Here is a 26666-nt window from a genome sequence, read left to right as displayed (position 1 = left end):
GGGGTGGTCGGCGCATTCACGCCTTCTGTGATGTCCCATTCTCCCGCATCGAGAGCGCTCATGGGTAACGATCTCCTCCCAGAATGCGTTGTCGAGCGGTGCGATGGCGTCCAAACTGGACTGCGTGCACGCTCGCGCCGCTCTCTTCGATCTCTATGGAGACCACCTGCGTTCGCGCGGTGGGCAGGCGTCCGTCGCCGCGCTCGTCCGGCTTATGAAACCCCTGGAAATAGCCGCTCCGGCCGTTCGCACGGCGGTCTCCCGCATGGTGCGGCAGGGATGGCTGCGGCCGATCAGGCTCCCGCAAGGAGCGGGGTACGCGCTCACGCCCAAGTGCGTGCGGCGGCTCGATGAGGCGGCTTTGAGAATTTACCGAGCCGGGACTTTAACCTGGCACGGCCGGTGGCACATGATCGTCCTGGAGCCGGTCAAGGAGCGTCCGCGCAGGGAGCGGCTCAGGGCCGACCTGACATTCCTCGGCTACGCCGCCCTGTCGGAGACGACCTGGATCGGTCCACGCTCGTCGATCGAGCTGGACAACCTGCTGGAGAGCGAGGGCGTGCGGGCCGACAGGTTCGACGCGGCGCTCGAGGGCGACCCGCACGAACTGGTCGCGCGGGCGTGGGATCTGGACGCCATCGGCGAGGCGTACGAGCAGTGGCACGCCGAGGCTGTCACGCTGATCAGCACGCTGCCCGAGTCGGCGCCCGACGATCAGGTGTTCGCCGCCAGGAGCCGGCTCGTGCACGGATGGCGCAACTTCCTGTTCCGCGACCCCGGCCTGCCTCCCGAGCTGCTGCCCGCGGGCTGGCCGGGCGAGAAGGCCAGGGCCTACTTCGAGCAGGAGGCCGCCAGGCTGCTCCCCGCAGCCGCCGCGTTCGTCGACAGGGAGTTGATTTGATCCGCTATGACGTGGCCGACGCCGTCGCCACCATCACGCTCGACCGTCCAGACGCGATGAACTCGCTGACCGCCGAGCTCAAGGACGCCCTCCTCGACGCGCTGCGCCGCGCCGCGGGCGACCCCGCGATCAGGGCCGTCCTGCTCACCGGCTCCGGGCGGGCCTTCTGCGCGGGCCAGGACCTGCGCGAGCACGCCGACAACCTGGAGGCCGGCCGCGGCCTGGCCAATACCGTACGCGAGCACTACAACCCGATCGTGGAGCTGATCACCACCATGGCCAAGCCGGTGGTGGCCGCGGTCAACGGCGTCGCCGCCGGCGCGGGCGCGTCGCTGGCGTTCGCCTGCGACCTGCGGGTCGCCGCGGAGACCGCGAAGTTCGCGCTGGCGTTCGCCGGCATCGGCCTGGCGCCGGACTCGGGCGCGTCGTGGACGCTGCAGCGCCTGATAGGGCGCGGCCGCGCCGTCGAGCTGATGCTGCTCGGCGAGCCGCTCGACGCGGCCCGCGCGCTGGAGCTGGGGCTGGTCACGCGCGTGGTGCCGGCCGGCGACGTGCTGAAGACCGCCGGCGAGCTCGCCGTACGCCTCGCGCAGGGCCCCACCCTGGCCTACGCGGCCACCAAGCGGGCGCTGGCCTACGCCGCGACGCACTCGCTGCCCGACGCGCTGGCCATGGAGGCCCAGATCCAGGACGAGTGCGCCGCCACCACGGACCACCGGAACGCGACAAGAGCCTTCCTGGCCAAGGAACGCCCGACCTTCACCGCCCAGTGACGTCCCGGTCCTTCGACGCCCTCCGGGCGACCGCGCTCGACCTGCTCACCGGCGGCGACATCGACGTCTCCGACCCCGTCTACGCCCGGCCGCTGGCCCGGCTGAGCGAGACGGCCGGCCACTGGCTGGCCGCGATGTCGCCCGGACCGCTCTGGCCGGACCTGCCGATGGACGGCCGCCCGGGCAACGTGACCGCCGGCCACGCCCGCCTGCGGCGGATCGCCACGGCCTGGGCCACGCCGGGCACCGCGCAGCACGGCGACGACGCCGTCGCGGCGAAGGTGGTGGACGCGCTCGACCTGCTCTACGAGCGCCACTACAACGAGCGGCTCCCGGAGACGGGCAACTGGTGGTTCTGGGAGATCGGCACGCCGAGCCAGCTGAGCCGCACGTGCGTGCTGCTCGGGGACCGGCTGGACGCCGCCCGGCTGGAGGCGTACCTGGGGGCGATCGACCGGTTCTGCCCGGACGCCGACCGCCGGGCCGGCAATCTCGAGGCGTCGGAGAGCGGCGCGAACCGGGCGGACAAGGCGTTCATCGTCGCCTGCCGCGGCCTGGCCGGGCGCAGCGCGGAGAGGATGGCGCTGGCCCGCGACGGGCTGTCCGACGTGCGCGGCGGCGTGTTCCGCTACGTCGAGTCCGGCGACGGGTTCTACCGGGACGGGTCGTTCATCCAGCACGGCGACGTGGCCTACACGGGCTCGTACGGGCTGTCCCTGCTCATCGCGGTCGCGCACACGCTCGCGCTGCTCGACGGGTCGCCCTGGGAGGTGACCGATCCCGGACGGCGCGTGGTGCTGGACGCGGTGGAAGGGTCGTTCGCGCCGTTCATGCACGACGGGCTGCTGATGGACACCGTCAGGGGGCGGGCGGCCACGCGCCAGGCGTTCTCCGACGGCGTGGCCGGCCATGGCGCGATCGGGGCCGTGCTGCTGCTGGCCCGGTGCGCGCCCGAGCCGTACCGGAGCCGGTTCAAGGAGCTGGCCAAGGGGTGGATCGAGCGCGGCAGGCACCGTCCTTATCTGGACCACGCGGACGTACCGGAGACGCGGCGGGCGGTCGCGGTGCTGGACGACAAGACGGTCGAGGCCGCGCCGGGGCCGGTCGGGCACTTCGTGTTCCCGTCGATGGACCGGGTGGTGCACCGGCGGCCCGGCTGGTCGTTCGCGATCAGCATGTCGTCGCGGCGCGTCGCCGCCTACGAGGCGATCAACGGGGAGAACCTGCACGGCTGGTACACCGGCGACGGCATGACCTACCTCTACAACGGCGACCTGGGACAGTTCGGCGAGGACTTCTGGCCGACCGTGGACCCGTACCGGCTGCCGGGGACCACGGTGGACACCCGCGAACGCGAGGACCTGTCCTTCCGCGCCCACTGCCCGGACAACGCGTGGGCCGGCGGTGCGGTGCTCGACGGCCGGTACGGCGTCGCCGCCATGGAGCTGGCCGGCGACGGGGTGGACCTGCGGGCGCGCAAGTCGTGGTTCTGCCTGGACACGGCCGTGGTGGCGCTGGGCAGCGGCATCACCGGCACCGGCGGGCGGACCGTCGAGACCGTGGTGGAGAACCGCGCCACGGACGCGGAGCCGTACCTCGGGGACGGCTGGGCACACCTGGCGGGCGTGGGCGGCTACGTGTTCGAGGGGGCGCTGAGCCTCGTGGAGACGCGTACCGGCAGGTGGCGCGACATCAACGCGGGCGACGACACGAGCGGCGCGTTCGACCCGGTCACGCGCCGGTACGTGACCTTCTGGTTCGACCACGGCGTGAACCCGGTGGACGCCTCCTACGCCTACGTCCTGCTGCCCAACGCCTCGCGCGAGCGCACGCGGGCCTTCCGCGGCGCCCGTCCCGTCCGGGTGACGGCCAACACGCCGCTGCTGCAGGCGGTGCGGGCGCGCGGGCTGCTGGCGGCAACGTTCTGGGCGGCGGGCGAGGTGGACGGCGTCAGCGTGGACGCGCCGTGCCTGGTGCTCGTACGGCGGGCCGGGGGGCGGATCCACCTGGCCGTGGCCGACCCCAGCAGGACCGTCGACACGGTGACGCTGACGCTCGACCGCCCGGCACGCGGCGTCGTCCGGACCGACGACACCGTCTCGGTGCGGCCGGGCGCCCGTCCCGCCGTCACCGTCGAGCTCGGCGGGTCGCTCGGGCGGACCCACACGGCCGAGCTCAGCGTGTACGCGCCACGCAGTCCTCGAGATGGTCGTTGACCAGGCCGATGGCCTGCATCAACGCGTAGGCGGTGGTCGGGCCGACGAACCTGAAGCCGTGCTTCTTCAGGTCCTTGGCCAGCGCCGTGGAGCCCGGGGTGATCGCGGGCACATCGGCCATCGACCTCGGCACGGGCGCGCCGGGCTCCGCGTAGCGCCATACCAGCTCCGACAGGCCGTCAGGGAGGTCGAGCGCGGCCCTGGCGTTCTGGATCGCCGCCTCGATCTTGGCGCGGTTGCGTACGATCCCGGCGTCGCCCAGCAGCCGCTCCACGTCCTGCTCGGTGTACGCGGCCACCTTGGGGATGGAGAAACCGTCGAAGGCGGCGCGGAAGTTCTCCCGCTTGCGCAGGATGGTCAGCCACGACAGACCCGACTGGAACGCCTCCAGCGCCACCCGCTCGAAGACCGCGTCGTCGCCCTTGAGCGGGCGGCCCCACTCCTCGTCGTGGTAGGTCAGGTAGAGCGGGTCCGTCATGCCGGCCCAGGAGCAGCGGATCGGCTCGGTCACGAACGCCCGTCCCCGTCCTTGCCCGACGAGGCCCGTACGGGCTCCTCCGGCGCTTCCGCCTCCTCGACCGCCTTGTCGTCCTCGTTCGTCTTGTCCTCGACCGTCCGGTCGCCCTCGACCGTCTGGTCGCCCTCAGCCGTCTTCTCGTCTTCAGCCGTCTTCTCGTCCTTGACGGACACCCCGGCCTCGTCACGCGGCTCATCGGCCGGCTCGCGCTCGTCGCCGAGGTCATCCGCCGTGCCGGCCTCGTCGCCGGGCTTGAACTCGCCCTCGGCGCCGGCCGCCTCAGCGGGCCTGTCATCGTGCTCGGCCGACGCCTCCTCGGCCGACGGCTGCTCGGCGCCCGCATCCGGCCGGCCGGCCGGAGCCGCCCCGTTGGCCGTGGCCGCGCCGCCGGTCTCGGGCAGGCGCCACTCCGGCGGGTGGGTCAGCTCCACGTCCCTGTCCCACGACACGGCGGCCCCGCTCGCCGACACGGGGTCGCCTGACTCCGGCAGCTCCCTGGCGACGGCCGGCGCGTCGGGCGAGTGGTCGGTACGCAGCCCCGCCCCCGGCGCCGCGTAGACCTCCTGCCGCGCGTACAGCCGGCTCGACAACAGCTCGGAGACCCGCTGCTCCAGCACCGCGATCCGGGTGTCGCGCACGCTGATGGCGCTGGCGGCCCGGCGCAGCGTCTCATCGACGCTCGCCGTGTGGTATCCGACCAGGTTGACCGGCAGTTGGAGGGCCATGAAGTCGACCGCCGTGAGCTGCCCCGGCTCCGGCAGGTCCAGCGGCGGCACATCCGGCGGGAACTCGGTCAGCTCACCGCCCCTGCCGAGGGAGACCAGGACCACGCAGGCCAGGATGGCGATAGCGGCAATGGCGAGTATGACCAGCACATTGGCATCGTACTCATAGCATCGGGGCATGAGCCCCGCACTTGCCTCAGCCGGTGCGTCTTCGGGCGGCGAGCGCCAGGTCAGCCGCTGGACTCGCCGAGCTCGGCGACGCTCGGCCGGACCGGATGCGGACGGGCCTCGAGGCGGGCGAACGCCTCCTCGACCGTCGTCGTCCAGGAAACCGCGTCGAACGTCTCCGGCCGGGTGAAGCCCTCATCGTACAGGTGGTTCATCAGCTCCCTGAGCGGGTCGTACAGGCCCCAGGGGTCGAGCACCACGAGGGGGCGGTCGTGGATGCCGAGCAAGCGTGCCGTCCAGATCTCGAACAGCTCCTCCAGCGTGCCGATGCCGCCGGGCAGCACGAGGAACGCGTCGGAGCGCGCGTCCATGAGGCCCTTGCGCTCGCGCATGTCCGAGGTGACGAGCAGCTCGTCCGACTGCTCGTCCGCCACCTCGATGTCCACCAGGACCTGCGGGATCACGCCGATCGTGTGCGCGCCCCCCGCGCGGGCGGCCGAGCCGACGGCTCCCATGCAGGACACCGTGGCGCCGCCGCTCACCAGGGTGTGACCCCGTTTGGCGAGCTCGGTGCCCACGTGTCCGGCCAGCTCGATGTACTTCTTGTCGATGCGCAGGCTCGAGGCGCAGAAAACGCAGATGTTCACGTGGAGGAAGCCTATTGGGGCTCCGCGGTCTGGGCCTCGGCGGCCTCCCACTCCTCGTCCCGCTGCTTGGAGCGGGCCATGTCGGCGTCCACGATGATGCGTACGGCCTCGTTCACGTCATCGGTCACCCTGATCAGGTCGAGGTCCTGGGCGGCGATCTTGCCGGAGCTCAGCAGCGTGCCCTTGATCCAGTCCGTGAGCCCGCCCCAGAACTCGGTGCCCATCAGCACCACGGGGAAGGAGGTGACCTTGTGGGTCTGCACCAGCGTCAGTGCCTCGAACAGCTCGTCCAGCGTGCCGAAGCCGCCGGGCAGGGCGATGAAGCCGCACGAGTACTTCACGAACATCGTCTTGCGCACGAAGAAATAGCGGAACTCGATGCCGAGGTCGACGTAGTCGTTCATGTGCTGCTCGAACGGCAGCTCGATGCCGAGCCCGACCGACACCGCGCCGTCGACCTCGCTCGCTCCCCGGTTGGCGGCCTCCATGACGCCCGGCCCGCCACCCGTGATCACGGCGTAGCCGGCCTCGGCGAGCGACTGGCCGAGGGACTGGCCCATCTCGTAGTCGGGCGAGCCGGCGACGGTGCGCGCCGAGCCGAAGACCGTGACCGCCGGCGGCAGCTCGGCCAGCTGGCCGAAGCCCTCCACGAACTCGGCCTGGATGCGCAGCACGCGCCACGGATCCATGTGGACCCAGTCGGAGGGTCCCTGACGGGCCAGCAGGCGCTGGTCGTGGGTGGAGTTGGGGACGAGGTTGCCGCGGACGAAGGCCTGACCCTGGCGGCGTTCCCGACGAATTTGTTTCATGTGGATCACGCTAGTCCCTCTCGCACACGGCCGACTCCACGCCCGCGCCCCTACCCGTACGGGGTCCTAGGCTGCCTCCTGTGGGCGAAACCGCAGGTAAGCGGGGTAGAACAACAGCCTAAAAAATCTTGAAGAAACCGGGGAACCGGATTTCGACTCCCCCGCGTCTAACTGCCGAGGGTGCTGCTCGGGACTGAAAGTGGTCTTCCCCGCCAAATGGCCGGCGAGGAAGGCCACTTTCATTTTGTCAGCCAATCGAGCATGGCGCGCTCGCTCTCGACGATCTTCGTCAGCGACACGTACTCCCCTTGCTGGTGCGCCAGGTTCGGATCGCCGGGCCCGTAGTTCACGGCCGGCACGCCCAGCGCGGAGAAGCGGGCGACGTCCGTCCACCCCAGCTTGGCCCGCGGCTCGCCGCCCACGGCCGCCGTGAACGCCGCCGCCACCGGATGCGTCAGCCCCGGCCTCGCCCCGGGCGCCGCGTCGACGAAGCTCACGGCGAAGCCGTCGAACACTTCCCGCACGTGCTCCTGCGCCTGCTCGATCGACAGGTCGGGCGCGAACCGGTAGTTCACGGTCACCACGCACAGGTCCGGGATGACGTTGCCGGCCACGCCGCCGCGCACGGCGACCGCGTTCAGCCCTTCGTGGTACTCGAGCCCGTCGACCAGCGGCCGGCGTGGCTCGTACGCGTTCAATCTGGCCAGCACCGGCTCGATGCCGTGGATGGCGTTGACCCCGAACCACGACCTGGCGCTGTGCGCCCGCTTGCCCGGCACCGTGATGTCGGCGCGCAGCGTGCCCTGGCAACCGCCCTCGATCACGCCGTCGGTCGGCTCCATCAGCACAGCGAAGTCGGCCAGCAGCCAGTCGGCGTGGTCCCTGGCCACACGGGTCAGGCCGTTGCGCTCGGCCTCGACCTCCTCGCAGTCGTAGAAGACGTACGTCACGTCCTTGTTGGGGGCGGGCACGGTGGCCGCCAGCTTGAGTGCGACCGCCACGCCGGCCTTCATGTCGGACGTGCCGCACCCGTACAGCAGGTCGCCCTCCACACGGCTGGGCAGGTTGGCGGCCACGGGGACGGTGTCGAGGTGCCCGGCGATCAGCACGCGCTCCGAGTGGCCCAGGCCGGTGCGGGCGACGACGGTCTCGCCCGACCTGTTCACCTTCAGGTGCGGCAGCGCCGAGAGTGCCCTTTCGACGGCATCGGCCAGCGCCCGCTCGCCGCCGCTCACCGACTCGACGTCCACGATCGCCGCGGTGAGCGCGCGTACGTCCTGCGTCAGGTCCAGCATCAGGTGTTCACCCCGTGTTCCCGCAGCACCTCGTTGAGCGCCGCCTTGTCGTGCCGCTGCCCCGGCGCCAGCCGCTTGATCACCAGCACGCACGGCAGCCCGAACGTGCCCCCGGGGTATTCCTTCTGCCGGGTGCCGCCGACCGCCACGCACCAGTCGGGGATCCGGCCCCGGGCCAGCTCCTCGCCCGTCTCCACGTCGATCACCGGAATGGAGCCCGAGAGGATCGTGCCGGCGCCGACGACGGCGCCCTGGCCGACCCGGGCACCCTCGACGATCATCGCCCGGCTGCCGATGAGCGCGTCGTCCTCGACGACGACCGGCACGGCGTTGGGCGGCTCCAGCACGCCGCCGATGCCGACGCCGCCCGACAGGTGCACGTTCCGCCCGATCTGGGCGCAGGATCCGACCGTGGCCCAGGTGTCGACCATCGTGCCGGCGTCCACGTACGCGCCGATGTTCGTGAACGAGGGCATCAGCACCACCCCGGGCGCGAGGTAGGCGCCCCAGCGGGCGATCGCGCCCGGCACCACCCGCACCCCTTCGAAGGAGCTCTTCAGCGGGACCCGGTCGTGGTGGTGGAAGTCGCCCACCTGCGAGCGGGCCATGCCGAGCACCCTGAAGGCGAGCAGGATCGCCCGTTTGGCGCGCTCGTCGACCACCACCTCGCCGCCCACCAGCCGGGCCGCTCTGGCCTCACCCCTGTCGAGCAGATCCACCGCGCCGACGACGAGGTGGCGCGCGTCGACGTCGGCCGGCGAGAGCTCCGCGCGGCGCGCCCACAGCTCGTCTATGGCCGGGGATATCGGTGAGGAGGTGGTCACGTCACTCATGGCCACGGAGCTTATCCGGCCGGGTAGGTTTTTCAGGGTGCGCATGCGCTTCTCCCGTGGAGTCATCACCATCGCGATCATCGTGGTCGTGCTCGCCGTCGGCATTTCCGTGGGCTTGGTCCAGTTGCTGAAGAAGGCGACACCCCTCGCGGTGCCGGAGGCCCACTGCACCGTCCGCACGCCGGGGGCCGAACGCACCCTCGACCCCGAGCAGGCGCAGATCTCCGCCACGATCGCCGCCGTCGCGGCCCGCCGCAGGCTGCCCGAGCGGGCCGTGGTGATCGCGTACGCGACCGCGATCCAGGAGTCGAAGCTCTACAACCTCGACCATGGGGACCGGGACTCGGTGGGCGTGTTCCAGCAGCGCGAGTCGCAGGGCTGGGGCACGAAGAAGCAGATCATGGACCCGGTCTACGCGACGAACAAGTTCTTCGCCGCGCTGGTGAAGGTCAAGAACTACCGCAAGATCCCGCTGGCGGAGGCGGCGCAGGCGGTGCAGCGCTCGGCGGGCGGCTACGCGTACGCGCCGCACGAGGAGGAGGCCAAGATCCTGGCCGCCGCCTTCACCGGGCGCGTGCCGCAGGCCGTGCACTGCTGGTATCCGACGACCAAGTCCCCGGCGCCCGAGCCCAAGACGGCGGAGGCGCGCAAGCACCTCACCCGGACGCTCGGGAGCGCGGCGATCAACTCGAAGAAGCGCGGGTGGCTGATCGCCGCGTGGTCGGTGGCGCATGCCGAGAAGTACGCGTTGAGCCGGGTCCAGTACGCCGGCGCGACCTGGTCCAACGATGTCGAGGCGGAGGGGTGGCGCAAGGGCGAGGTGTCGGGCACCACCCGGGTCGAACTGTCGTAGCCCCGCGTTCGTAGCCGCATTCCGTGGCGTGCGGTCCTCGTCGCGTCCTTTCGGGCGCTTGCGCGCAATGATCGGCACATTGCGACGGCACCTACCGCCGTCGCGTTCGTCAGGAGGCGCGGCGGACGATGGAGATGGAGCCCGGGGGCAGGGGTTGGGCGTAGCTGGCGGTCCAGGCGCTGCCCTGGATGCGTTCGAAGGAGAGGAGCCGGCCGTCCGAGGCGCGGTAGTCGGCGAAGTCCAGCAGGCCCCGGTCCGGGTTGCCGGTGTCGCCCTCGCTTCTGAAGGCGGCCGTGCCCCGTTCGACCGGGAAGAACTCCACGCCTTCCATGATCAGCATGCTCTTCGCCGGGACCATGCCCTGTGTGGGCACCTCGGTCCAGAGCAGCACCTCCAGATGGGGCGGATCGCCGTCACGCACCTCGACCGACAGCCACTGGAGCCGGCGGGCGGCGTCGCGCAGCAGGAATTCGGTCCACTGCTGCCCCTGACAGGAAATGTGCATCGCGCCCAGCACGCGCGCCGGTGAGCCGTGCACCTCGATGCGGTCCCCCGTCCGGATCGTGCGGGGATCGGTGTAGTCGGTGCCGGCATGCCCCGGCACGCTCACCGGGGCCGGCATCGGGCTCTCGACGGGAGCGACCTCGATCGCCGGCCGCGGCGTGCTCGGACGGCCTTTCCTGTCTTGCCTCAAGGTGGCCCAGAAGGCTCCCAGCAGCAGCAGGACCAGGGCGATGCTCAGCCCGAGTACGACCATGGAGGTCATGCTCATCGATCAGCTCGCTCCACTCGCGGTCTGCCTCGGCATAAGCCCTTATCGATTTATGTGAGTCAAGCCGGTCCGTGCGGGTCGGAGGCTTGCTATGACGGGCGATCCTACTGGAGGCGGCGCACCGCCGCACTGATGCGTTCGTCAGTGGCGGTAACGGCGATGCGGATGTGCCGCTCACCTGCCGATCCGTAGAAGTCACCCGGCGCGGCCAAAATGCCGATTTCGGAGAGCTTACTTACTTGGTCCCAGGCGTTCTGCCCGTTGGATGCCCAGAAGTACAGCCCTGCCGTCGAATGGTCGATGCTCCAGCCGGCCTGCTCCAGCGCGGGGCGCAGCTGGGCGCGGCGGGCGGCGTACAGCTTGCGCTGGGCGTCGGCGTGCGCGTCGTCCTCGAGCGCGGCCGTCACCGCGGCCTGTACGGGGGCCGGCATCATCATGCCCGCGTGTTTACGGGTCTCCAGCAGGCGCTTGACCAGGACGGGGTCGCCCGTCACGAACCCGGCGCGGTAGCCGGCCAGGTTGGAGCGCTTGGAGAGTGAGTGGACGGCGAGCAGCCCCTCGTGGGAGCCGCCGCAGACGTCGGGATGGAGGATCGAGATCGGCTCCTCTTCCCAGCCGAGCTCGATGTAGCACTCGTCGGAGGCCACGACCGTGCCGCGCTCGCGAGCCCAGGAGACGATCTTGCGTAGGTGCTCCGTGGGCAGCACCCGGCCCGTGGGGTTGCCGGGCGAGTTGACCCAGAGCAGGTCCACCTGCTCGGGGCCGAGCGCGAGCGTGCTGTCGGAGGCGGTGGCCACGGCCCCGGCCAGCCGGGCGCCCACGTCGTAGGTGGGGTAGGCCAGCTCCGGGAAGACCACGCGCCTGGCGCCCAGGTAGGTGGGCAGCCAGGCGACGAACTCCTTGGAGCCGATCAGCGGGAGCACGTCCTGCTGCTCGACGGCGACGCCGTGCCTGCGCCGCAACCACCCGGCCGCGGCCTCGCGCAGTGCCCTGGTGCCGTGGGTGAAGGGATAGCCGGGGCTGTTGGCGGCCTGGACGAGGGCGTTCTGGACGACCGCGGGCACGGGGTCGACCGGCGTGCCGACCGAGAGGTCGACGATGCCGTCGGGGTGCGCCTGCGCGCGTTCTTTGTACGGCTCCAGCCGGTCCCAAGGAAATTCGGGCAGCTTGTTCACGGTTCTCCAGGGTGTTGCGTGCCGTACAAAAAGATCGCACGCCGAAGGGGCGCATCCGGCCTGGATGGCCCCACACGACGTCAGGACCGGTTAGTGGTCCTCACCCTGCGGCGGCAGGGCTGCCACCACCGGGTGGTCCTTGTCGATCTTCCCGACCTTCGAGGCGCCTCCCGGCGAGCCGAGGTCCTCGAAGAAGTCCACGTTCGCCTTGTAGAAGTCCTTCCACTGCTCGGGAAGGTCGTCCTCATAGAAAATCGCCTCGACGGGGCATACAGGCTCACACGCGCCGCAGTCCACGCACTCGTCGGGGTGGATGTAAAGCATGCGCTCGCCCTCGTAGATGCAATCGACGGGGCACTCCTCGATGCACGCCTTGTCCAGGACGTCCACGCAAGGCTGCGCGATGACGTAGGTCACCTCGAGCTCCTTCTTCTCCGCACCATGGCATGTCTCTGACCGCGGTTTGCTACGCCCTAGTATTGCCGTGCTTGCCAACTGGCCGAAACGGAGGGTGGCAAACTCGTGGCCGCACGCCTCGTCATCGCGATCACAACTCAGGATATAGGCGCACGGATAACCACGCGCAGGCGCGTCCCCGGCGGGTTTCGCGACGTCGTGGGGATCCTCGAGTCCTGGGAGGGCGGCGTGCTGCGGGTTCGTAAAAAAGACGGCACGCTTGTGGAGATCTCCGAGGAGACCCTGGTCGCGGCCAAGGTCGTTCCGGCCGCGCCTCCTCGACCTGAGCGAATGTAACAGCAAGTATTCAATCTGTGACCGTACGTATCTGTGCCGCCGCAGCAGCCATCCTCGCCAGCGCCGGATGCGGCGCGTCGTCCACGGACCGCACGTCGGCCAAGGACCTCCCGCCGGTCAACGTGCAGGCAGGCTCGCTGAAGAGCGGCTTCGCCACCATGGAGCGGCTCGTCGAGGCCGCCGGGCGCGAGGGCGAGCTCAACGTCATCGCGCTGCCCCGCGACTGGGTCAACTACGGGGAGGTCATCGACGCCTTCGCCGACAAGTACGGGCTCAAGGTCAACGAGCTCGAGCCAGGCGCGAACAGCAGGCGCCAGATCGACGCGGCCGCGCAGCTCAAGCCCGACGTGTTCGACCTGACGCTGGACGTGGCCGTCAAGGAGGCCGGGCGGTTCGCGCCGTACAAGGTGCGGGGCTGGCTGGACCTGCCCGACCACATCAAGGACCCGGCCGGCGCCTGGTACGCCGCCTACGGCGGCTACATGTCCATCGGGTACGACCCGCGCGCCGTCAAGCCGCCCGCCTCCTTCGCCGACCTGTTGCAGCCCGCGTACAAGGTGGCGCTGGACGGCGACCCGCTGCGCTCGGCGTCGGCGTTCGGCGGCGTCATGGCCGCCTCCATGCGGTCCGGGGTGCCGCGGCCGGAGCAAGGGGTCGCGTTGTTCGCCAAGCTCAAGCAGGCCGGGCGCCTCACCGAGCCGGCCAAGGCCAACACGATCATCGCCTGGGACCACCTCAACGCGGCCCGCAGCGCCGCGCACTCCGACCGGTGGAAAGTGACGATCCCGCGGGACGCGGCGCTCGGCGGCTACCACGTGCAGGCGATCAGCAAGGCGGCCCCGCATCCGGCCGCCGCGCGGCTGTGGCAGGAGTTCCTGTTCTCGGACGAGGGCCAGAACCTCCTGCAGAAGGGCTGGGCCCGGCCGGCGCGCGGCGAGGCCATGCTCATGAAGGGGACGCTCGACACCGAGCAGGCCGCCAAACTGCCCAAGGCGCCCGGCCCGCCGGTTCTCATGACGATTCCGCAGGCAGACGCGGCGAAGGCGTACGTGAAGGAGCAGTGGGCGAAGAGCGTGGGATGAGTCCGATGTGACTTGATATGTCGTAGGGACGTTCAGGCTCTAAAGTGAACAGACAGCACGGCCACGGGGGCCCGATGTCTGACGAATGTGAGCTGATCGTCTTGAGATACGACACACCGAGCGTGGATCGGTGGAACAGTCGTGCCTACGACAGCAGCTTCGGCTACGTCTCCACCCAGGGCGCGCCCCTGGTCGATCTGCTGGATCCACGGCCCGGCGATCGCGTGCTCGACCTCGGGTGCGGCACGGGCGTGCTGACCGCCCAGATCGCCTTCAGGGGCGCGGAGGTGCTGGGGATCGACGGTTCGTCCGCGATGATCGAGAAGGCCCTGGCGCAATATCCGGGCATCAACTTCATCGTCGGGGACGGGCACGACTTCACCGTGGTGGACCCGTACGACGCGGTCTTCTCCAACGCGGCCCTGCACTGGATGAGCCGCGACCCCGGGATCGTGATCGCCAACGTCCGGGAGGCACTGACGCCCGGCGGGCGTTTCGTCGCCGAAATGGGCGGGGCAGGCAATTGCGCCGAGCTGACCGCCGCGATGCTGACCGCGTGGCGCGAGTACGGCCTGCGTGAGCCCGAGCTGCCGTGGTACTTTCCCTCGCCTGCCGAGTACGCTCGCCGCCTCGAGCAGGAAGGGTTCGTCGTCAGGTTGCTCGAATACTTCGACCGGCCGACTCCGCTCGAGGAGTGCCCCGGCGGGGCCGCCGACTGGGTGCGCATGTTCGCCGCCTCGGTGCTCGAGGGGCTCCCTCCGGAGATCGTGGAGCCCCTGCTCCGTCGGGTCAACGAACTGGCGGCGCCCGCGCTTCGCAGGGAGACTGGCTGGATGGCCGACTACGTGCGCCTACGCTTTGCCGCCGTTCGGCGCTGATGCGTAGTGAATGATGCGTAGGGCTGTTTTGCCGGACTATGGTCTGTTCCGTGGGCGGCGAGATTATGGCTGCACCGCTGCGGCGGCGTGAGGGGCTGGTGAACGGAACGGGATGAACTTCTGCCTGAGCGACCTCGTACCACCGTTGAGGTGGAGCGACGCGTCGACGATCACGCTGTTGACCGGGCAGCCGGACCTGCCGGATGCGTGGTGGCGCAGTCTGCCCATGCCGCAGGTCCTCGCCGCCATCGGCCCCGAGTCCCTGGGCGAGTTGCTGACGGAGATCGCCCTGGAGCATTGGCCGGCGGCGGCGGTGGGCGACGTGCTGCCCGCGCTGCACGTCCTCGACCCGGATGAGGCCGACGAGCCCGCCGTCGCAATTGCGCTCGACCGGGCCGGCTCGTGGACCGGGCTGCTGGGGCTCACCAGCCGGGAGCTGGTCGACCAGCCCTTCATTCAGGCGCGCCCGGTGCTCAACACGCTCTTCTCGGCCGTGCTCACCCGATTGGCGCACCCGCACAAGATCGTGGCGGCCGAACCGGCGCCCCCGTCGGTCCCCGCGCCCCGTGGCGAGGCGCAGGAGCCGGCACAGTCCGCGGCCGCGGCGGGGCCGGCGGTCGCGCCGGGCACGCCGTCGCCCGCCGCGGCGGACGAGTCCCCGCGGCTTGTCGCGGACCGGCCTGCGCGGGATGCCGGCGAGCCTGAACTCGCCGCACAAGAGCACCCGCGGACCGCCCACGCCATGGAGCCCCCCGAGGACGCGCACGCCCCGCAAGCCGAGCAGCCCGAGGCCGGCCCGGCCGGATCCAAGAGCGAGCCGGCCGAGTCCGAGGGCGAACCGGCCGAGTCCCAGGGGGAACCGGCCGAGTCCCAGGGGGAACCGGCCGAGTCCCAGGGCGAGCGGGCCGATGCTCTGGCCGGGCAGCCCGCACCGCACGAGGCCGTGGCGTCGCACGAGGGCGCGCCCGAAGCCGCGGCCGTGCACGAAGCCGCGGCCGTGCACGAGGACGCGGCCGACGCCGTTCCGGGCGAAGGCGAAGCTGTGCCTGGCGCGCCTGAGGCGATCGAGGCCGAGGCTGCGCCGGACGGGCCCGGGGTGGGCGAGGTTGTGCCTGGCGAGCCTGAGGCCGTCCAGGCGGAAGCCACGCCTGGCGAGGCCGGCCTTGAAGCGGCGGCGCTGCCGGACGGCGAGCCCGGCGCTCAGAGCGAGGGCCGGTTGGAGGCCGAACCGGGCGAGAGTGACCACGACCTCGAAGCCGCCGCTCAGGACGGCCTCGAAGCCCCTGCGCGGGGTGAGGATGGTCCCGAGCGGGTGGCCCGTGAGGGCGCGGTGCCTCAGCAGGACGTTGCCGGCGAAGATGCGGCCGAGGGCGCCGAGCGGGTGCTGGATGCCGATGCCGAGCCCGTCGCCGAGGAGGGCGACGGACCTGAGCCGGTCGTCCACGCCGCCGACGAGCCTGCCCCCGAGCCTGCCGCCGAAGAGGCGGTCGCGCTGGAGGAAGGCGCGCGCGCCGGAAACGAGGGCGCCCCGGAGGAAGGCGCGCACGTCGAAGGCGAGGACGCCTCGGAGGAGAGTGCGCACCCCGAAGGCGCGGGCGTGCCGGAGGACGGCGGGCAAGCCGAGCAGCAGTACGAACCCGCGGCGGCGAGTGGCGAGCAGGCCGGCGGTGACCAGCGGCCGGAGCCGGTGGATGACGACGTCCACCAGCAGGAGTTGCCCGCTCTCATCGAGGCGGCGTTCGCCGGTCTTGACGACAAGAGCTGGGCCGTGGCACAGAACCGGGTGTTCACGGACGAGCCGTCCGCCGTCGACCAGCTGGCCAAGCTCTTCGCGGTCCCACCGGCCGAGATCTCCGCCACGGAGGAGAAGTTCCGCGTCCGTCTGGGGAACTGGCTGGCCAGCGAGGAGGCGGCACCGTACCGGGCGCACCTGGATGAATTGCGCAGGACACTCGGGCCGGCGGCGCCCAAGGAGAAGCTGATCGGCGCTGCGGACTGGCACAACGTGGAGATCCGCGCGCTGGAGGTGCCCGCCTGGCAGTTCGTGCTGGCGACACTGCCCCAGCCGCAGTTCCAGCCCCAGATCGACCTGCCGCCGCAGCCGCAGCCGCAGTTGGATCTGCCGGCGCAGTCGGCGTTCGGCCCCGTGCCGGTGGCGCCGCCGCCGGGGCCGCCGCAGTTCCAGGCGTTCACGCCGGTCGCGCCCCCGGTGAACGAGGCCAACGGTGGGTCGGGCGAGCAGAAGCCGTACCAGCCGCTGAAGGACGTCTCCCAGACCAGGCGCTGCTTCAGGCAGCCGGACGGCCGCTGGTGGCTGCGCATCGACGTGACCGCCGAACAGCTGGCGGGCGGCGAGTGCGCGCTGCCGACGGGCTTCGCGTCCTATCTGGGCCTGTCGCCGGGAGAGAGCAGGACGGTCAGGAGCGCCGCGGGCGAGCTGACCATGACGTGGCACGGCCGGCCGGTGCTGGAGAACATCGAGCGCCTCCTGGTGGACGTGGGCGCGCGTGAGGGCGGGCACCTGTTCCTGACCCTGTCCGACGAGGGCGTGCTGCGGGCCAGGCACCTGCCGGTCGCAGCGCAGGGCGCCGAGAAGATCACCAAGGCGCTGCGCCTGGTCGGGTACACCGCCCCAGGCGGTACCCGTGATCAGGCGGCCAGGGTGATCGCCACGAGGATCGGCATGACCGGCCCGGTGAGTCTGCCGGACCTGCTCACCAGGCTCCGCGAACGCGGGGACCGCGACCTGCTTGCACTCTTGGACTGAGCCTGTGCCGCGGCTCGCGATCGGCCCTGAGTTTCCCAGGGAGCTCAGCGCACTGGCTCAGCCGGTGCGCAGGGACACCGTGGTCGCGCTGCGCCGGTTTCTGCTGAACGTGGCCGGCGCCCCGCACCCCGAGCGGGTCAGGGGCGCCAGGGACCCGCGAGTCGCCACACTCCGGCTGGCCGAGGGGCATCGCGGGGTGGTGGTGCGGCAGCGGGACGTGTACTGGCTGCTGAGAGTGTTGCCCGACCCCGAGGCCTGGTCGTACGCGCGACGCCACAGGTACGGCGTCAACCCCGTGGTCGGCGTCGTCGAGGAGTGGGACGCCGAGGCGCTGGAGCGGGTGGAGCCCGCGTTGCGCCGGTCGATCAGGCCGTCGCGGCTGTTCGACCCCATCTGCGACGGTGACCTGCTGTCGCTGGGCCTGGACTGGCACGCGCTGCCGCTGTTCCGCCTGATCACGACCGAGGCCGACGTGGCCGCGCTGGAGCCGCTGCTGCCGCCCACCCAGCACCTGCCGCTGGCCGTCCTGGCCCGCGGCGGCTCGCTGGCGGAGGCGTGGCGGGAGCTGGGCGCCTGGCGGGCCTCGTACGCGGATCACGGGCCGATCGACCCCGGCGACCTGCACGCGGCGCTGCGGCGCAGCCCGGACCGGGCGGCGTTCGCGCCTGACAAGGTGGTGCTGGACCGGGTTCTGGCGGCGCCGGAGTGGTGCACGTTCCCGCATCCGACGCAGCACCGGCTGTCCACGGCGGCCCGCTATGAGCATCCGGTGCTCGTCGTCGGCGGCGCCGGCACCGGCAAGACGGTCATCGCCCTGCACCGGGCCGCCCACCTGGCCGCGAACGGCAGCGGCCCCGTCCTGCTCGTCACGTTCTCGCAGAGCCTGGCCGAGGATCTGTCGGCCAGGCTCGACGTGCTGATCGAGGATGAGATCGTCCGCAAGCGGGTCGAGGTCGACAACGCCGAGCGCCTGGCCCTGCGCATCGTGGCCGACGCGGAGGGCCGCCGCCCGCCGCTGGTCGGCCCGGGGGCGCGGTCGCTGGCCCAGCTCACGGACGAGGCGCTCAGGCTGCTGTCGCTCACGACCGGCGACCTGCTCGACGACGTGGAACCGGAGGGCAAGCCGTACCGTCACATCGTGGTGGACGAGGCGCAGGACGTCAGCCCGGCACAGTGGCGGCTGCTGCGGGCGGCGGTGCCGCGCGCGCACGACGACCTGTTCATCGTGGGCGATCCACACCAGCGGGTCACCGACACGCGGGTGGCTCTCGGCGCGGTGGGCATCCGCGCCGTCCAGCAAGCGTTGAAGATCTCCTACCGGCTGCCACAGGAGCTGCTGACCTACGTGGTACGGATACGCGGCGGCGGCCCCGCGCCCGGCCTGGTCGATGGCGTGACCGAGATGTACGGCTACCGCGCCACCCACAACGGCGACCGCCCGGTGGTCAGGGCGTACGACTCGCCCGAGTCGGAGCTGGCTGGGCTGCGGAGCACGATCGAGACGTGGCTGGCGGACGGCGTGCCGGCCGCCGAGATCGCCGTCGGCGCCCGCACCACCCGGCTCGTGCGGCAGGCCAAGAAAACGCTGGAAGGCCTGGACGTACGGGCCACGACGTTCCAGCATTTGAAGGGGCTGGAGTTCGAGCGGGTGGCGCTCATCGGCGTGGCGGAGGACGTCGTGCCCGAGCCGCCGCCGGAAGAACCTGGCGCAAGGGCTCGAGCTCTGCAGCGCGAACGGAGCATACTGTTCGTCGCCTGCACGCGCGCGCGTGCGATGCTCTATATCTCCCATTCCGGACGAGGCAGCCCCTTCCTACCACCCTGATCACATAGTCTGAACTGCGGAAATATATTCCCTTTGCCGGTTGGACCTCAATGAACCTGAGCCTGAGCGACCTCGCGCCACCCGTGCGCTGGACCTCTCCTGGTCAAGTCGCGCCGATCGTGGAGGAGCCGCAGCTGCCCGGGGCTTGGTGGCAGGCGGTTCCCCTCGATCGCGCGTGCGCCATCGTCGGCACGCAGACCGTGGCGGGCCACCTGGCCGATCTGGCCGTGGCCTGCTGGGGTCACCTGCAGCTCGGCGACATCCTGCCGCTGCTGCGCTTCTCCGACCCCGCCGAGGCCGAGCGGACGCCGGAGACGCTGGGCAAGGACGTCGTGCAGAAGCTGTTCACCGGCGTGTTCGAGCGGCTGCTCGAGCCCGCGCCCGAGACGGTGCCGACGCCGTCCAGGCCGGACAAGCCGCTGCCCGAGGTGATCGACGAGCTGTTCGCGGGACTGGACGACCGGCAGCGGGCCATCGCCAGGGACCGGCTGTACGCGGCGCAGCGGGCCACGCTCGACGAGCTGGCGCAGCGGTTCTCCGTGACGCGGGAGCGGATCAGGCAGATCGAGCGCGACCTGCGCGACCACGTGGAGGCCTGGCTCGGCGGTCCGGACGCGGCGGCGCTGGTGGCGCACGTGGCGTGGCTGCGTACCCGCCTCGGCTCCGCGGTCCCGGCCGACGACCTGCAGGCCGCCGTGCCGTGGCACCGGGCCGAGCTGCGGACGCTCGGGATCCCGGCGTGGCGGTTCGTGCGTACGCTGCTGACCGGCTACGACCAGTCCGACGGGTGGCTCGTGGCCGGCGGGGCCGACGAGCTCAGGGAGAAGACCCGCCAGCTGTTCGCCGACGGGCCGCGCCCGCTCGGCGAGGCGGTCTCCATGGTGGCGCAACTCGGCGTGCGCGAGGACGTGGCCGAGCGGTGGATCCTGGACGTGCCGCAATTGCGCGTGCTCGGCCAGCACGTGGTGCCGTGGCCACGCAGCATCAACGAGAAGGCCGAGGCCGTGCTGGCGGTGGCGGGCACGCCGCTGGCGCCGGAGGAGATCCAGGAACGCATCGGCGAGGACTACAGCCTGGTCGGCATCCGTAACCAGCTCACCGCCGACGAGCGCTTCCTGCGGGTGGACCGGAACAAGTACGGGCTGGCCCGGTGGGGCGGCGACGAGTACCTGGGGATCAGGGAGATGATCGCCAGGGAGATCGAGCGGGCCGGCGGCGAGGCGTCGGTGAGCACGATCGTGACGAGCCTGACCTCGAAGTACGACGTCAGCGAGAGCTCCGTACGGGCGTACTCGGGCGGGCCAGGGTTCGAGCGGACGCAGCGGGGCTGGATCCGGGTGGCGGGCACCTCTGGCGGCGGGGAGGCGGAGCCGTACCAGCCGCGAAAGGACGTCTCGCTGACCCGGCGCAGCTTCCGCTCGCGGGACGGGCGCTGGTGGCACCGGGTGGACGTCAACGCCGAGCACCTGCGTGGGTCGGGGTCGCCCCTGCCGACGGGGTTCGCGGCGTACCTGGGCATGGCGCCCGGCGGGCAGCTCACCGCCTCGGCGCCGTCCGGGGACGTGGTGATCAGCTGGCACAACCAGCCCACCATGGGGTCGATCAGGAACATCCTGGCCGAGTCGAGGGCCGCCGAGGGCGACCACATCTTCCTGACCGTGTCCGACGGCGGCGAGCTGCTGACCCGCCACCTGCCGGCCGCGCCGGTCGGGATGCCGCCGCTCAACCGGGCGCTCTACCTGATCGGCTACACCGCGCCCGTGGCGTCGGAGATAGAAGGGCTGCGGCTGATCGGGGCCAGGATCGGGGTGCCCGACACGGCGACGCGCGAGGAGATCCTGGGCAGGCTGCGTGAGCGCGGCGACCGGGACATCCTCGGGTTCCTGGGCGGATGACACCGGGCGAAGCCTGTTTCACCGCGCGTGTGCCGCCGGGCTAAGCTCGGGAGATGTTGCGGATCTACGACACGCGTGCCAGGCAGGTCGAGGAGCTCGCCCCCGGACGGGCGTTGCGGATGTACACCTGCGGGCCGACGGTCTACCGCTACGCGCACGTCGGCAACCTGCGGACCTACGTGCTGTCCGATCTGATCAGGCGGGTCCTGGAGCGGCGGCGCGTGCGCGTGCTCGCCTGCCAGAACATCACCGACGTCGGCCACCTCGCGGAGGACTCCGGGGTCGACAAGGTCGTGCAGCAGGCGCAGGCGGAGGGGCGCTCCGTGCGCGAGCTGGCGCGCTTCTACGAGGACGCCTTCGTGAACGACACCGCCGCGCTCAACATCCGGCCACCGGAGCACACGCCGCGCGCGACCGAGACGATCGACCTGATGGTGGAGCTGATCGCCAAGCTGGTCGAGCGAGGGCACGCTTATGTGGTGCCGGACGGGTCGGTGTTCTTTGACGTACGAACATTTCCCACCTACGGCGAAATTTCGGGAAATCGCCTGGAGGCGCTGAAGCCTGCCCACCGTATCGAAGCCGTCGACCCGCGCAAGCGCTTCCACGCCGACTGGGCCCTGTGGAAGCCGGCCGAGGGAGAGCTGACCTGGGAGACCCCGTGGGGGCGCGGCTTCCCGGGCTGGCACGTGGAGTGCTCGGCCATGTCGCTGCGGTTCCTCGGGGCGCCGTTCGACCTCCACACCGGCGGGATCGACCTGCGGTTCCCGCATCACGAGGACGAGCGGGCCCAGTCCAACTCGGCGGCCGGGCAGGAGGTCGTACGGCACTGGGTGCACGGGGAGCACCTGCTGTTCGACGGACGCAAGATGGCCAAGTCCACGGGGAACGTGGTGCTGCTTTCCGACGTGACGGCGGCCGGGCTCGATCCGCTGGCCGTGCGTCTTTCGTTCCTGGAGCACCGGTATCGGCAGCAGCTGAACCTGACGTGGGACACGCTGCGGGCCGCCGACCGGACGGTGCGGCGGTGGCGGGCGCGGGTGGCCGAATGGGCCGAGTCGCCCAGCGTGCCCATGGCGGGTGCGTACGTGGAGCGGGTGGAGGCCGCCTTCGACGACGACCTGGACACGCCCGGGGCGTTGCGGGTGCTGCGGGAGTTGGAGCGGGACGATTCGGTGGCGCCGGGGGCGAAGCTGGAGTCGTTCCTGCATGTGGATCAGGTGCTCGGGCTGGATCTCTCCACGGAGATCGGGAAGGTGCCCGTGCTGCCCGCCGGGGCGGGGGAACTGCTGGAAGCGCGGGCCCGGGCGCGGGAGGCCGGGGACTGGAAGGAGGCGGACCGGTTGCGGGACGAACTGGCCGCGATGGGGGTCCGCGTCTCGGACACCCCCGAAGGCCAGACCTGGGTCTGACCCATACCCGCCGTACCATCCCCGCCTGTGCTCCTCGCCGCGTCCTCCCGCCCTCACGCCTCTGGGACGCGGCCCTCCGAAGGCCCGCGGTCCGGCGATCCACCCATTCCTTCCCAAAAGCCTCGGGACCTCTACGGCGGGTGAGGTGGTGGAAGCCTGCCGTGACCGCCCGGCTCAAAGTCCGCCGCGAAGGGCCGTGAATGCGGCCAGAGGAGTGATCGCGGGCTGCCAGACTTAGTGCCAGTTTTCGGCAAGATGGAGGTGTCGGTGAGGCCCTATGCGTGGATGCCGCGGCCGTTGCGGTGGTTCGCTCGGGTGTTGACCGTTCTTCTCGCCCTGGCGCTCGTGCTGGCAGGGGTCCTCGTGTACACCGTGCGGAAATCGTTCCCGCAGGTGGAGGGGACGTTGCGGCTGCCCGGTTTAACCGGGAATGTAGAGATTTATCGTGATAAATCGGGAATCCCGCACATCTATGCCGCCAGCGCCGCCGACCTCTTCATGGCCCAGGGTTTCGTCCACGCCCAGGACCGCTTCTACGAGATGGACTTCCGGCGCCACATGACCGCCGGCCGCCTCTCGGAGCTCTACGGCAGCTCCACCCTCGACACCGACAAGGCCCTCCGGACCATGGGCTGGCGCAGGGTCGCCGAGCGGGAGCTCCCCGAGCTGGACCAGCAGACGCAGGACTACCTGAACGCGTACGCCAAGGGTGTGAACGCCTGGCTCAGCGCCAACCCGAACGCCTCCGACCGCAGCCTCGAATACTCCGTAATCAAGATCCAGAACGGCGACTACCGGCCTGAGCCGTGGACCGCCCTCGACTCGCTCTCCTGGCTCAAGGCCATGGCGTGGGACCTGCGTTCCAACATGGAGGACGAGATCGACCGCGCCCTGATCGCGGCCAAAGTGCCGAGGGAGCGGGTCGAGCAGCTCTACCCCGCCTACCCGTACGACCGCCACGCCCCGATCGTCACGCAGGGCACCATCGACCAGGACCGCTTCGACCAGCGAGCCGAGCCGCGCCTGCGCGGCCGCGCCGGCACCGGCGCACTCACCCAGGCCGCCAAGACGCTGGACTCCGTGCCGAGCACGATGGGCACCGAGGACCGCGAGGGCGTCGGGTCGAACTCGTGGGTGATCTCCGGCGACCACACCAAGAGCGGCAAGCCGCTGCTGGCCAACGACCCGCACCTGTCCCCGCAGCTGCCGTCCGTCTGGTACCAGGCGGGGCTGCACTGCCAGAAGGTCACGGAGGAGTGCCCGTACGACGTGACGGGGTTCACGTTCTCCGGCGTTCCCGGCGTGATCATCGGGCACACGGACAAGATCGCGTGGGGCTTCACGAACCTGGGACCCGACGTGGCCGACCTGTTCCTGGAGCAGGTGGACGGCGACACGTACCTGTACAAGGGCGAGCAGGTGAAGCTGGAGACCAGGCAGGAGCAGATCAAGGTGGCCGGGGGCTCCCCCGTGACGATCACCGTACGGAGCACGGTGCACGGGCCGCTGATCAACGAGGTGATGTCCGCCGCCAAGCCCACGGGCGAGGCGAACGCGGTGGCGCTGCAGTGGACCGCGCTGACCCCGGGCAGGAGCGCGGACGCGATCTTCGCGTTGAACAAGGCCACCGACTGGCAGGAGTTCAAGGCCGCGGCGGCGCTGTTCGAGGTGCCCGCCCAGAACCTGGTGTACGCGGACACGTCCGGCAAGATCGGCTATCAGGCGCCCGGGCGCATCCCTGTGCGCGCGAAGGGGGACGGCACCTGGCCGGTCCCCGGGTGGACGGGCGAGTACGACTGGCGGGCGGCGCCCATCCCGTACGACCAGTTGCCGTCGGTGGAGGACCCGGCGGAGGGGTTCATCGTCACGGCGAACAACGCCGTCATCGACCCCGAACGGTACAAACCGCTGCTGACCAAGGACTGGGCGTACGGCTACCGCTCCGAGCGCATCCGCGATCTCGTCAAGGCCGCGATCGAGAACGGCAAGGTCGACGCGGCGGCCATGACCGCGATCCAGCAGGACACCCGCAACGGCTTCGCGGAGACGCTGGTCCCGGCGCTGATGGAGGTGGATCTGGCGGGCCCCGGCGGGCAGGCCAGGGAGCTGCTGAAGTCGTGGGACGGCACGCAGGGCGTCGATTCCGCCGCGGCCGCGTACTTCAACGCGGTCTGGCGCCAGGTGCTGATGCTGACGTTCAACGACGAGCTGCCGGAGGGGGCCAGGCCCGGCGGCGGCGACCGCTGGTATGAGGTGATCAGGCGGCTGCTCCAACTGCCGGACGACCCCTTCTGGGATGACGTGACCACGAAGAACCGTACGGAGACGCGGGACGACATCCTGCGGCAGGCGCTGGCGTCGGCGTACCAGGAGCTGGCGGACCGGCTCGGGGAGGACGTCGCGTCGTGGCGGTGGGGCGATCTGCACCGGTTGGAGCTGGTCAACGGCTCACTGGGGACCTCGGGGATCGCGCCGGTCGAGGCGCTGTTCAACCGCGGGCCGTTCGCCGTTCCGGGGAACAAGGACGCGGTGAACGCCACGGGCTGGAACGTTCAGGGCGACTACGAGGTCACCGCCGTGCCGTCAATGCGAATGATCGTCGATCTGTCCGACATGGACAACTCTCAGTGGATCAATCTGACGGGCGCGTCGGGGCACGCCTTCCATGAGAACTACTGGGACCAGGCGGAGGTGTGGGCCGGGGGCGGCCTGCTGCCGATGCACTCCAAGCCCGAGTCGGTCAGGAAGGCGGCCCTGCACACCCTCAGGCTGACGCCCTGAGGGTGTGTCCGACCGCAGGACCCGGTGCTGGGCCTCGGCGCGTACGACCGTCGTCGTAGCCGCGAGCCAACCCCTGGGCCGACGCGCGGGGCAGGCCCGGCTTGACAGCATGGCCGCATGAATCGCGTCTGGTATCTCATCGGCGTCCTGCTCCTCCTTGCGGGCCTGGTCCACCTGGGCGTGTTCGTCGTCGACGGCGGGCCGTGGGAGGGCGCGGTGTCGTGGCGCAAGCCGTTCACGTTCGGGGTGTCGTTCGGGCTGAGCGTCCTGACGCTGACCTGGGTCTCCCAGTTCGTACGGCTCCGCGCCCGCTCCCTCTGGCTGGGCGCCTTCGCTGCCGCGTCGGCGATGGAGGTCGCCCTGATCACCGTCCAGGCGTGGCGCGGCGTGCCCTCCCACTTCAACATGGAGACCGCCGTCGACGCGGCCGTCGCGAGGACGCTGGCGGCAGGCGGCGGCGTGCTCGTCGCCGTCGCGATCGCCATGACCGTGGCCGCCTTCCGCGCCGGCCCGGATCTCGCGCCGAGCATGCGGCTGGCCGTGCGCGCGGGCTTCGCGACCCTCCTCACGGCTCTGGTCTTCGGCGCCGTCATGATCGCACGCGGGGTCGTCGAGGTGGTGACCGGCAACCAGCAGCTCGCGTACACCGTGGCCGCCGCGCTGAAGCCGGCCCACGCCGTGTTCATGCACGGCGTCCTGCTGCTGCTCGCGCTGGCCTGGCTCCTGGCCCGCGCCCTGCCCTCGGAGGAGCTGCGTGTCCGCCTGGTACGCCTCGCGGTCTGGACGTACGCCGGGTTCGCCACGGCCGTATCCGCTCTCGCCCTGGCCGGTGTCACCGTCGTGAGCCCGTCCACCGCGTCCATGCTCTGCGCCGGCGCGATCTCGGGCCTGGCGATCGCCGTCCTCGCGCTCGGCCGGTTCGGACGATGGCCCTCTCACAGCCGACTCGGACGGTGGCCGTCTGACAGCCGTCTCGGACAACGACCGTCCGAGGACCCGAGCCACGAGGAGACAACCGGCAGTCTCCAGAAAGACCGCCGTTGACCCAGCCACGCCCCTCGCTCGACCTCGGCGTCATGGCCCGGCCGGCCTGCCCGCGTCCCCGCGCTGGCCTTCGGCCGCACGCCGTGCCCAAGCGCGTTTTCTGACTGGAGGAGTCAACCTCGGCTGCCCCCGCGTCTCTTCCACCAAAGCGGCGCGCGGGGGTAACCGCCGTCCTCCAGATTGGCCAATCGCTCGAAAACGTTGTAGGTCGCTTGGTTTCCGCAGATCACGACCGAGACGAGCATGGACAGCAAATAGAGCGGCAGCATGGGCAGCCCGACACACCAGGCCCACTGCGTGGCGTGCCGTTCCTCATGGAGGAGCAACCGGTCGCTCAGCGAGTCCCACCTGGTCAGGACGACGTTCCCGACGGTGAACGCCCCCGCGATGGGGAAACGGTAACGGTAGCCGAAGGCGAGGATGAGCCCGTTGGGGCCAGGTCGGCGGGTGGCGCCGCCGATGATCGAGATCAGCAAACCGAGCGGCGTGGCGAGATTGATGTAGTTCGCCGCGCGCCGGAACCGAAAGCGCCTGTCCATGCGTCT

23 protein-coding genes are annotated in these 26666 nt (G+C 70.9%); 13 read left to right on the top strand and 10 right to left on the bottom strand.

Going from position 1 to position 26666, the window contains the following annotated elements:
- Positions 1-103: 103 nt before the first annotated feature.
- The 3 genes from ACIBX3_RS49255 to ACIBX3_RS49245 are packed head-to-tail and all read left to right on the top strand — an operon-like array spanning position 104 to position 3890.
- Positions 104-901 carry a PaaX family transcriptional regulator C-terminal domain-containing protein gene (locus ACIBX3_RS49255; protein ID WP_397127642.1) on the top strand — a complete coding sequence of 266 codons (798 nt, stop codon included), beginning with the start codon at positions 104-106 and terminating at the stop codon, positions 899-901.
- Positions 898-1674 (top strand): enoyl-CoA hydratase-related protein, encoded by a 777-nt coding sequence (locus ACIBX3_RS49250; protein ID WP_397127641.1) that lies wholly within the window; start codon positions 898-900, stop codon positions 1672-1674. The genes ACIBX3_RS49255 and ACIBX3_RS49250 overlap by 4 nt, the downstream gene beginning before the upstream one ends.
- Positions 1671-3890 (top strand): polysaccharide lyase 8 family protein, encoded by a 2220-nt coding sequence (locus ACIBX3_RS49245; protein ID WP_397127640.1) that lies wholly within the window; start codon positions 1671-1673, stop codon positions 3888-3890. The genes ACIBX3_RS49250 and ACIBX3_RS49245 overlap by 4 nt, the downstream gene beginning before the upstream one ends.
- On the opposite strand, the gene ACIBX3_RS49240 is transcribed toward ACIBX3_RS49245, so the two are convergent.
- From ACIBX3_RS49240 to ACIBX3_RS49215, 6 genes are all read right to left on the bottom strand, one after another.
- Positions 3850-4368 (bottom strand): DNA-3-methyladenine glycosylase I, encoded by a 519-nt coding sequence (locus ACIBX3_RS49240; RefSeq protein ID WP_397127746.1) that lies wholly within the window; start codon positions 4366-4368, stop codon positions 3850-3852. The two genes, ACIBX3_RS49245 and ACIBX3_RS49240, sit on opposite strands and share 41 nt — an antisense overlap.
- Positions 4369-4397: 29 nt before the next feature.
- Complete coding sequence (locus ACIBX3_RS49235) at positions 4398-5282, bottom strand: hypothetical protein (protein WP_397127639.1); 885 nt, start codon at positions 5280-5282, stop codon at positions 4398-4400.
- Positions 5283-5362: 80 nt separating this feature from the next.
- Positions 5363-5947 (bottom strand): TIGR00730 family Rossman fold protein, encoded by a 585-nt coding sequence (locus ACIBX3_RS49230; RefSeq protein ID WP_397127638.1) that lies wholly within the window; start codon positions 5945-5947, stop codon positions 5363-5365.
- A gap of 11 nt (positions 5948-5958) precedes the next feature.
- Positions 5959-6756: a TIGR00730 family Rossman fold protein gene (locus ACIBX3_RS49225; RefSeq protein ID WP_397127637.1), complete on the bottom strand. Its 798-nt coding sequence runs from the start codon at positions 6754-6756 to the stop codon at positions 5959-5961.
- A gap of 239 nt (positions 6757-6995) precedes the next feature.
- Entirely contained in the window at positions 6996-8051 is a 1056-nt protein-coding gene (dapE, locus tag ACIBX3_RS49220; protein WP_397127636.1) for a succinyl-diaminopimelate desuccinylase, read from the bottom strand.
- Positions 8051-8884, bottom strand: a complete 834-nt coding sequence (locus ACIBX3_RS49215) for a 2,3,4,5-tetrahydropyridine-2,6-dicarboxylate N-succinyltransferase (RefSeq protein ID WP_397127635.1) — start codon at positions 8882-8884, stop codon at positions 8051-8053. Before ACIBX3_RS49215 ends, dapE begins: the two co-directional genes overlap by 1 nt.
- Before the next feature lie 43 nt (positions 8885-8927).
- Here ACIBX3_RS49215 and ACIBX3_RS49210 point away from each other — a divergent pair, with 43 nt between their 5' ends.
- Positions 8928-9737, top strand: a complete 810-nt coding sequence (locus tag ACIBX3_RS49210) for a hypothetical protein (protein WP_397127634.1) — start codon at positions 8928-8930, stop codon at positions 9735-9737.
- A gap of 109 nt (positions 9738-9846) precedes the next feature.
- Here ACIBX3_RS49210 and ACIBX3_RS49205 read toward each other — a convergent pair whose 3' ends face one another.
- The 3 genes from ACIBX3_RS49205 to fdxA form a co-directional block, all read right to left on the bottom strand.
- Complete coding sequence (locus ACIBX3_RS49205) at positions 9847-10509, bottom strand: DUF4178 domain-containing protein (protein WP_397127633.1); 663 nt, start codon at positions 10507-10509, stop codon at positions 9847-9849.
- A gap of 104 nt (positions 10510-10613) precedes the next feature.
- Positions 10614-11684: a succinyldiaminopimelate transaminase gene (gene dapC, locus ACIBX3_RS49200; protein WP_397127632.1), complete on the bottom strand. Its 1071-nt coding sequence runs from the start codon at positions 11682-11684 to the stop codon at positions 10614-10616.
- 90 nt (positions 11685-11774) lie between these two features.
- Positions 11775-12101 (bottom strand): ferredoxin, encoded by a 327-nt coding sequence (fdxA, locus tag ACIBX3_RS49195; RefSeq protein WP_080047500.1) that lies wholly within the window; start codon positions 12099-12101, stop codon positions 11775-11777.
- Positions 12102-12206: 105 nt separating this feature from the next.
- On the opposite strand from fdxA, the gene ACIBX3_RS49190 reads away from it, so the two are divergent.
- The 9 genes from ACIBX3_RS49190 to ACIBX3_RS49150 all read left to right on the top strand — a co-directional run bounded on the left by ACIBX3_RS49190 (position 12207) and on the right by ACIBX3_RS49150 (position 26121).
- On the top strand, positions 12207-12437 hold the full coding sequence (locus ACIBX3_RS49190; protein ID WP_397127631.1) for a hypothetical protein: 231 nt from the start codon (positions 12207-12209) through the stop codon (positions 12435-12437).
- A gap of 17 nt (positions 12438-12454) precedes the next feature.
- Positions 12455-13519 carry an ABC transporter substrate-binding protein gene (locus tag ACIBX3_RS49185; protein WP_397127630.1) on the top strand — a complete coding sequence of 355 codons (1065 nt, stop codon included), beginning with the start codon at positions 12455-12457 and terminating at the stop codon, positions 13517-13519.
- A gap of 74 nt (positions 13520-13593) precedes the next feature.
- Positions 13594-14397: a class I SAM-dependent methyltransferase gene (locus tag ACIBX3_RS49180; protein ID WP_397127629.1), complete on the top strand. Its 804-nt coding sequence runs from the start codon at positions 13594-13596 to the stop codon at positions 14395-14397.
- A 178-nt stretch (positions 14398-14575) separates the two neighbouring features.
- A complete protein-coding gene (locus ACIBX3_RS49175; RefSeq protein WP_397127628.1) occupies positions 14576-17164 on the top strand; it encodes a hypothetical protein in 2589 nt (862 codons plus the stop codon).
- A gap of 4 nt (positions 17165-17168) precedes the next feature.
- Positions 17169-18989 carry a UvrD-helicase domain-containing protein gene (locus tag ACIBX3_RS49170; RefSeq protein ID WP_397127627.1) on the top strand — a complete coding sequence of 607 codons (1821 nt, stop codon included), beginning with the start codon at positions 17169-17171 and terminating at the stop codon, positions 18987-18989.
- A 50-nt stretch (positions 18990-19039) separates the two neighbouring features.
- The gene (locus ACIBX3_RS49165; protein ID WP_397127626.1) at positions 19040-20884 is read left to right on the top strand and encodes a sigma factor-like helix-turn-helix DNA-binding protein; all 1845 of its coding nucleotides are present in this window, start codon (positions 19040-19042) and stop codon (positions 20882-20884) included.
- A gap of 53 nt (positions 20885-20937) precedes the next feature.
- Positions 20938-22296, top strand: a complete 1359-nt coding sequence (gene cysS, locus ACIBX3_RS49160; RefSeq protein ID WP_397127625.1) for a cysteine--tRNA ligase — start codon at positions 20938-20940, stop codon at positions 22294-22296.
- A gap of 285 nt (positions 22297-22581) precedes the next feature.
- The gene (locus tag ACIBX3_RS49155; RefSeq protein ID WP_397127745.1) at positions 22582-25077 is read left to right on the top strand and encodes a penicillin acylase family protein; all 2496 of its coding nucleotides are present in this window, start codon (positions 22582-22584) and stop codon (positions 25075-25077) included.
- A gap of 117 nt (positions 25078-25194) precedes the next feature.
- Positions 25195-26121, top strand: coding sequence for a hypothetical protein (locus tag ACIBX3_RS49150; protein WP_397127624.1), 927 nt, complete (start codon positions 25195-25197; stop codon positions 26119-26121).
- A 113-nt stretch (positions 26122-26234) separates the two neighbouring features.
- Here the strand turns inward: ACIBX3_RS49150 and ACIBX3_RS49145 are convergent, their stop codons facing one another.
- Positions 26235-26660 (bottom strand): hypothetical protein, encoded by a 426-nt coding sequence (locus ACIBX3_RS49145; protein WP_397127623.1) that lies wholly within the window; start codon positions 26658-26660, stop codon positions 26235-26237.
- Positions 26661-26666: the final 6 nt, after the last annotated feature.

It is taken from the genome of Nonomuraea sp. NPDC049480 (assembly GCF_044465905.1).
Taxonomy (GTDB): domain Bacteria; phylum Actinomycetota; class Actinomycetes; order Streptosporangiales; family Streptosporangiaceae; genus Nonomuraea.
The sequence above is the reverse complement of the archived record's forward strand: the minus strand, read 5'-3'. Positions and strand labels throughout refer to the sequence as shown.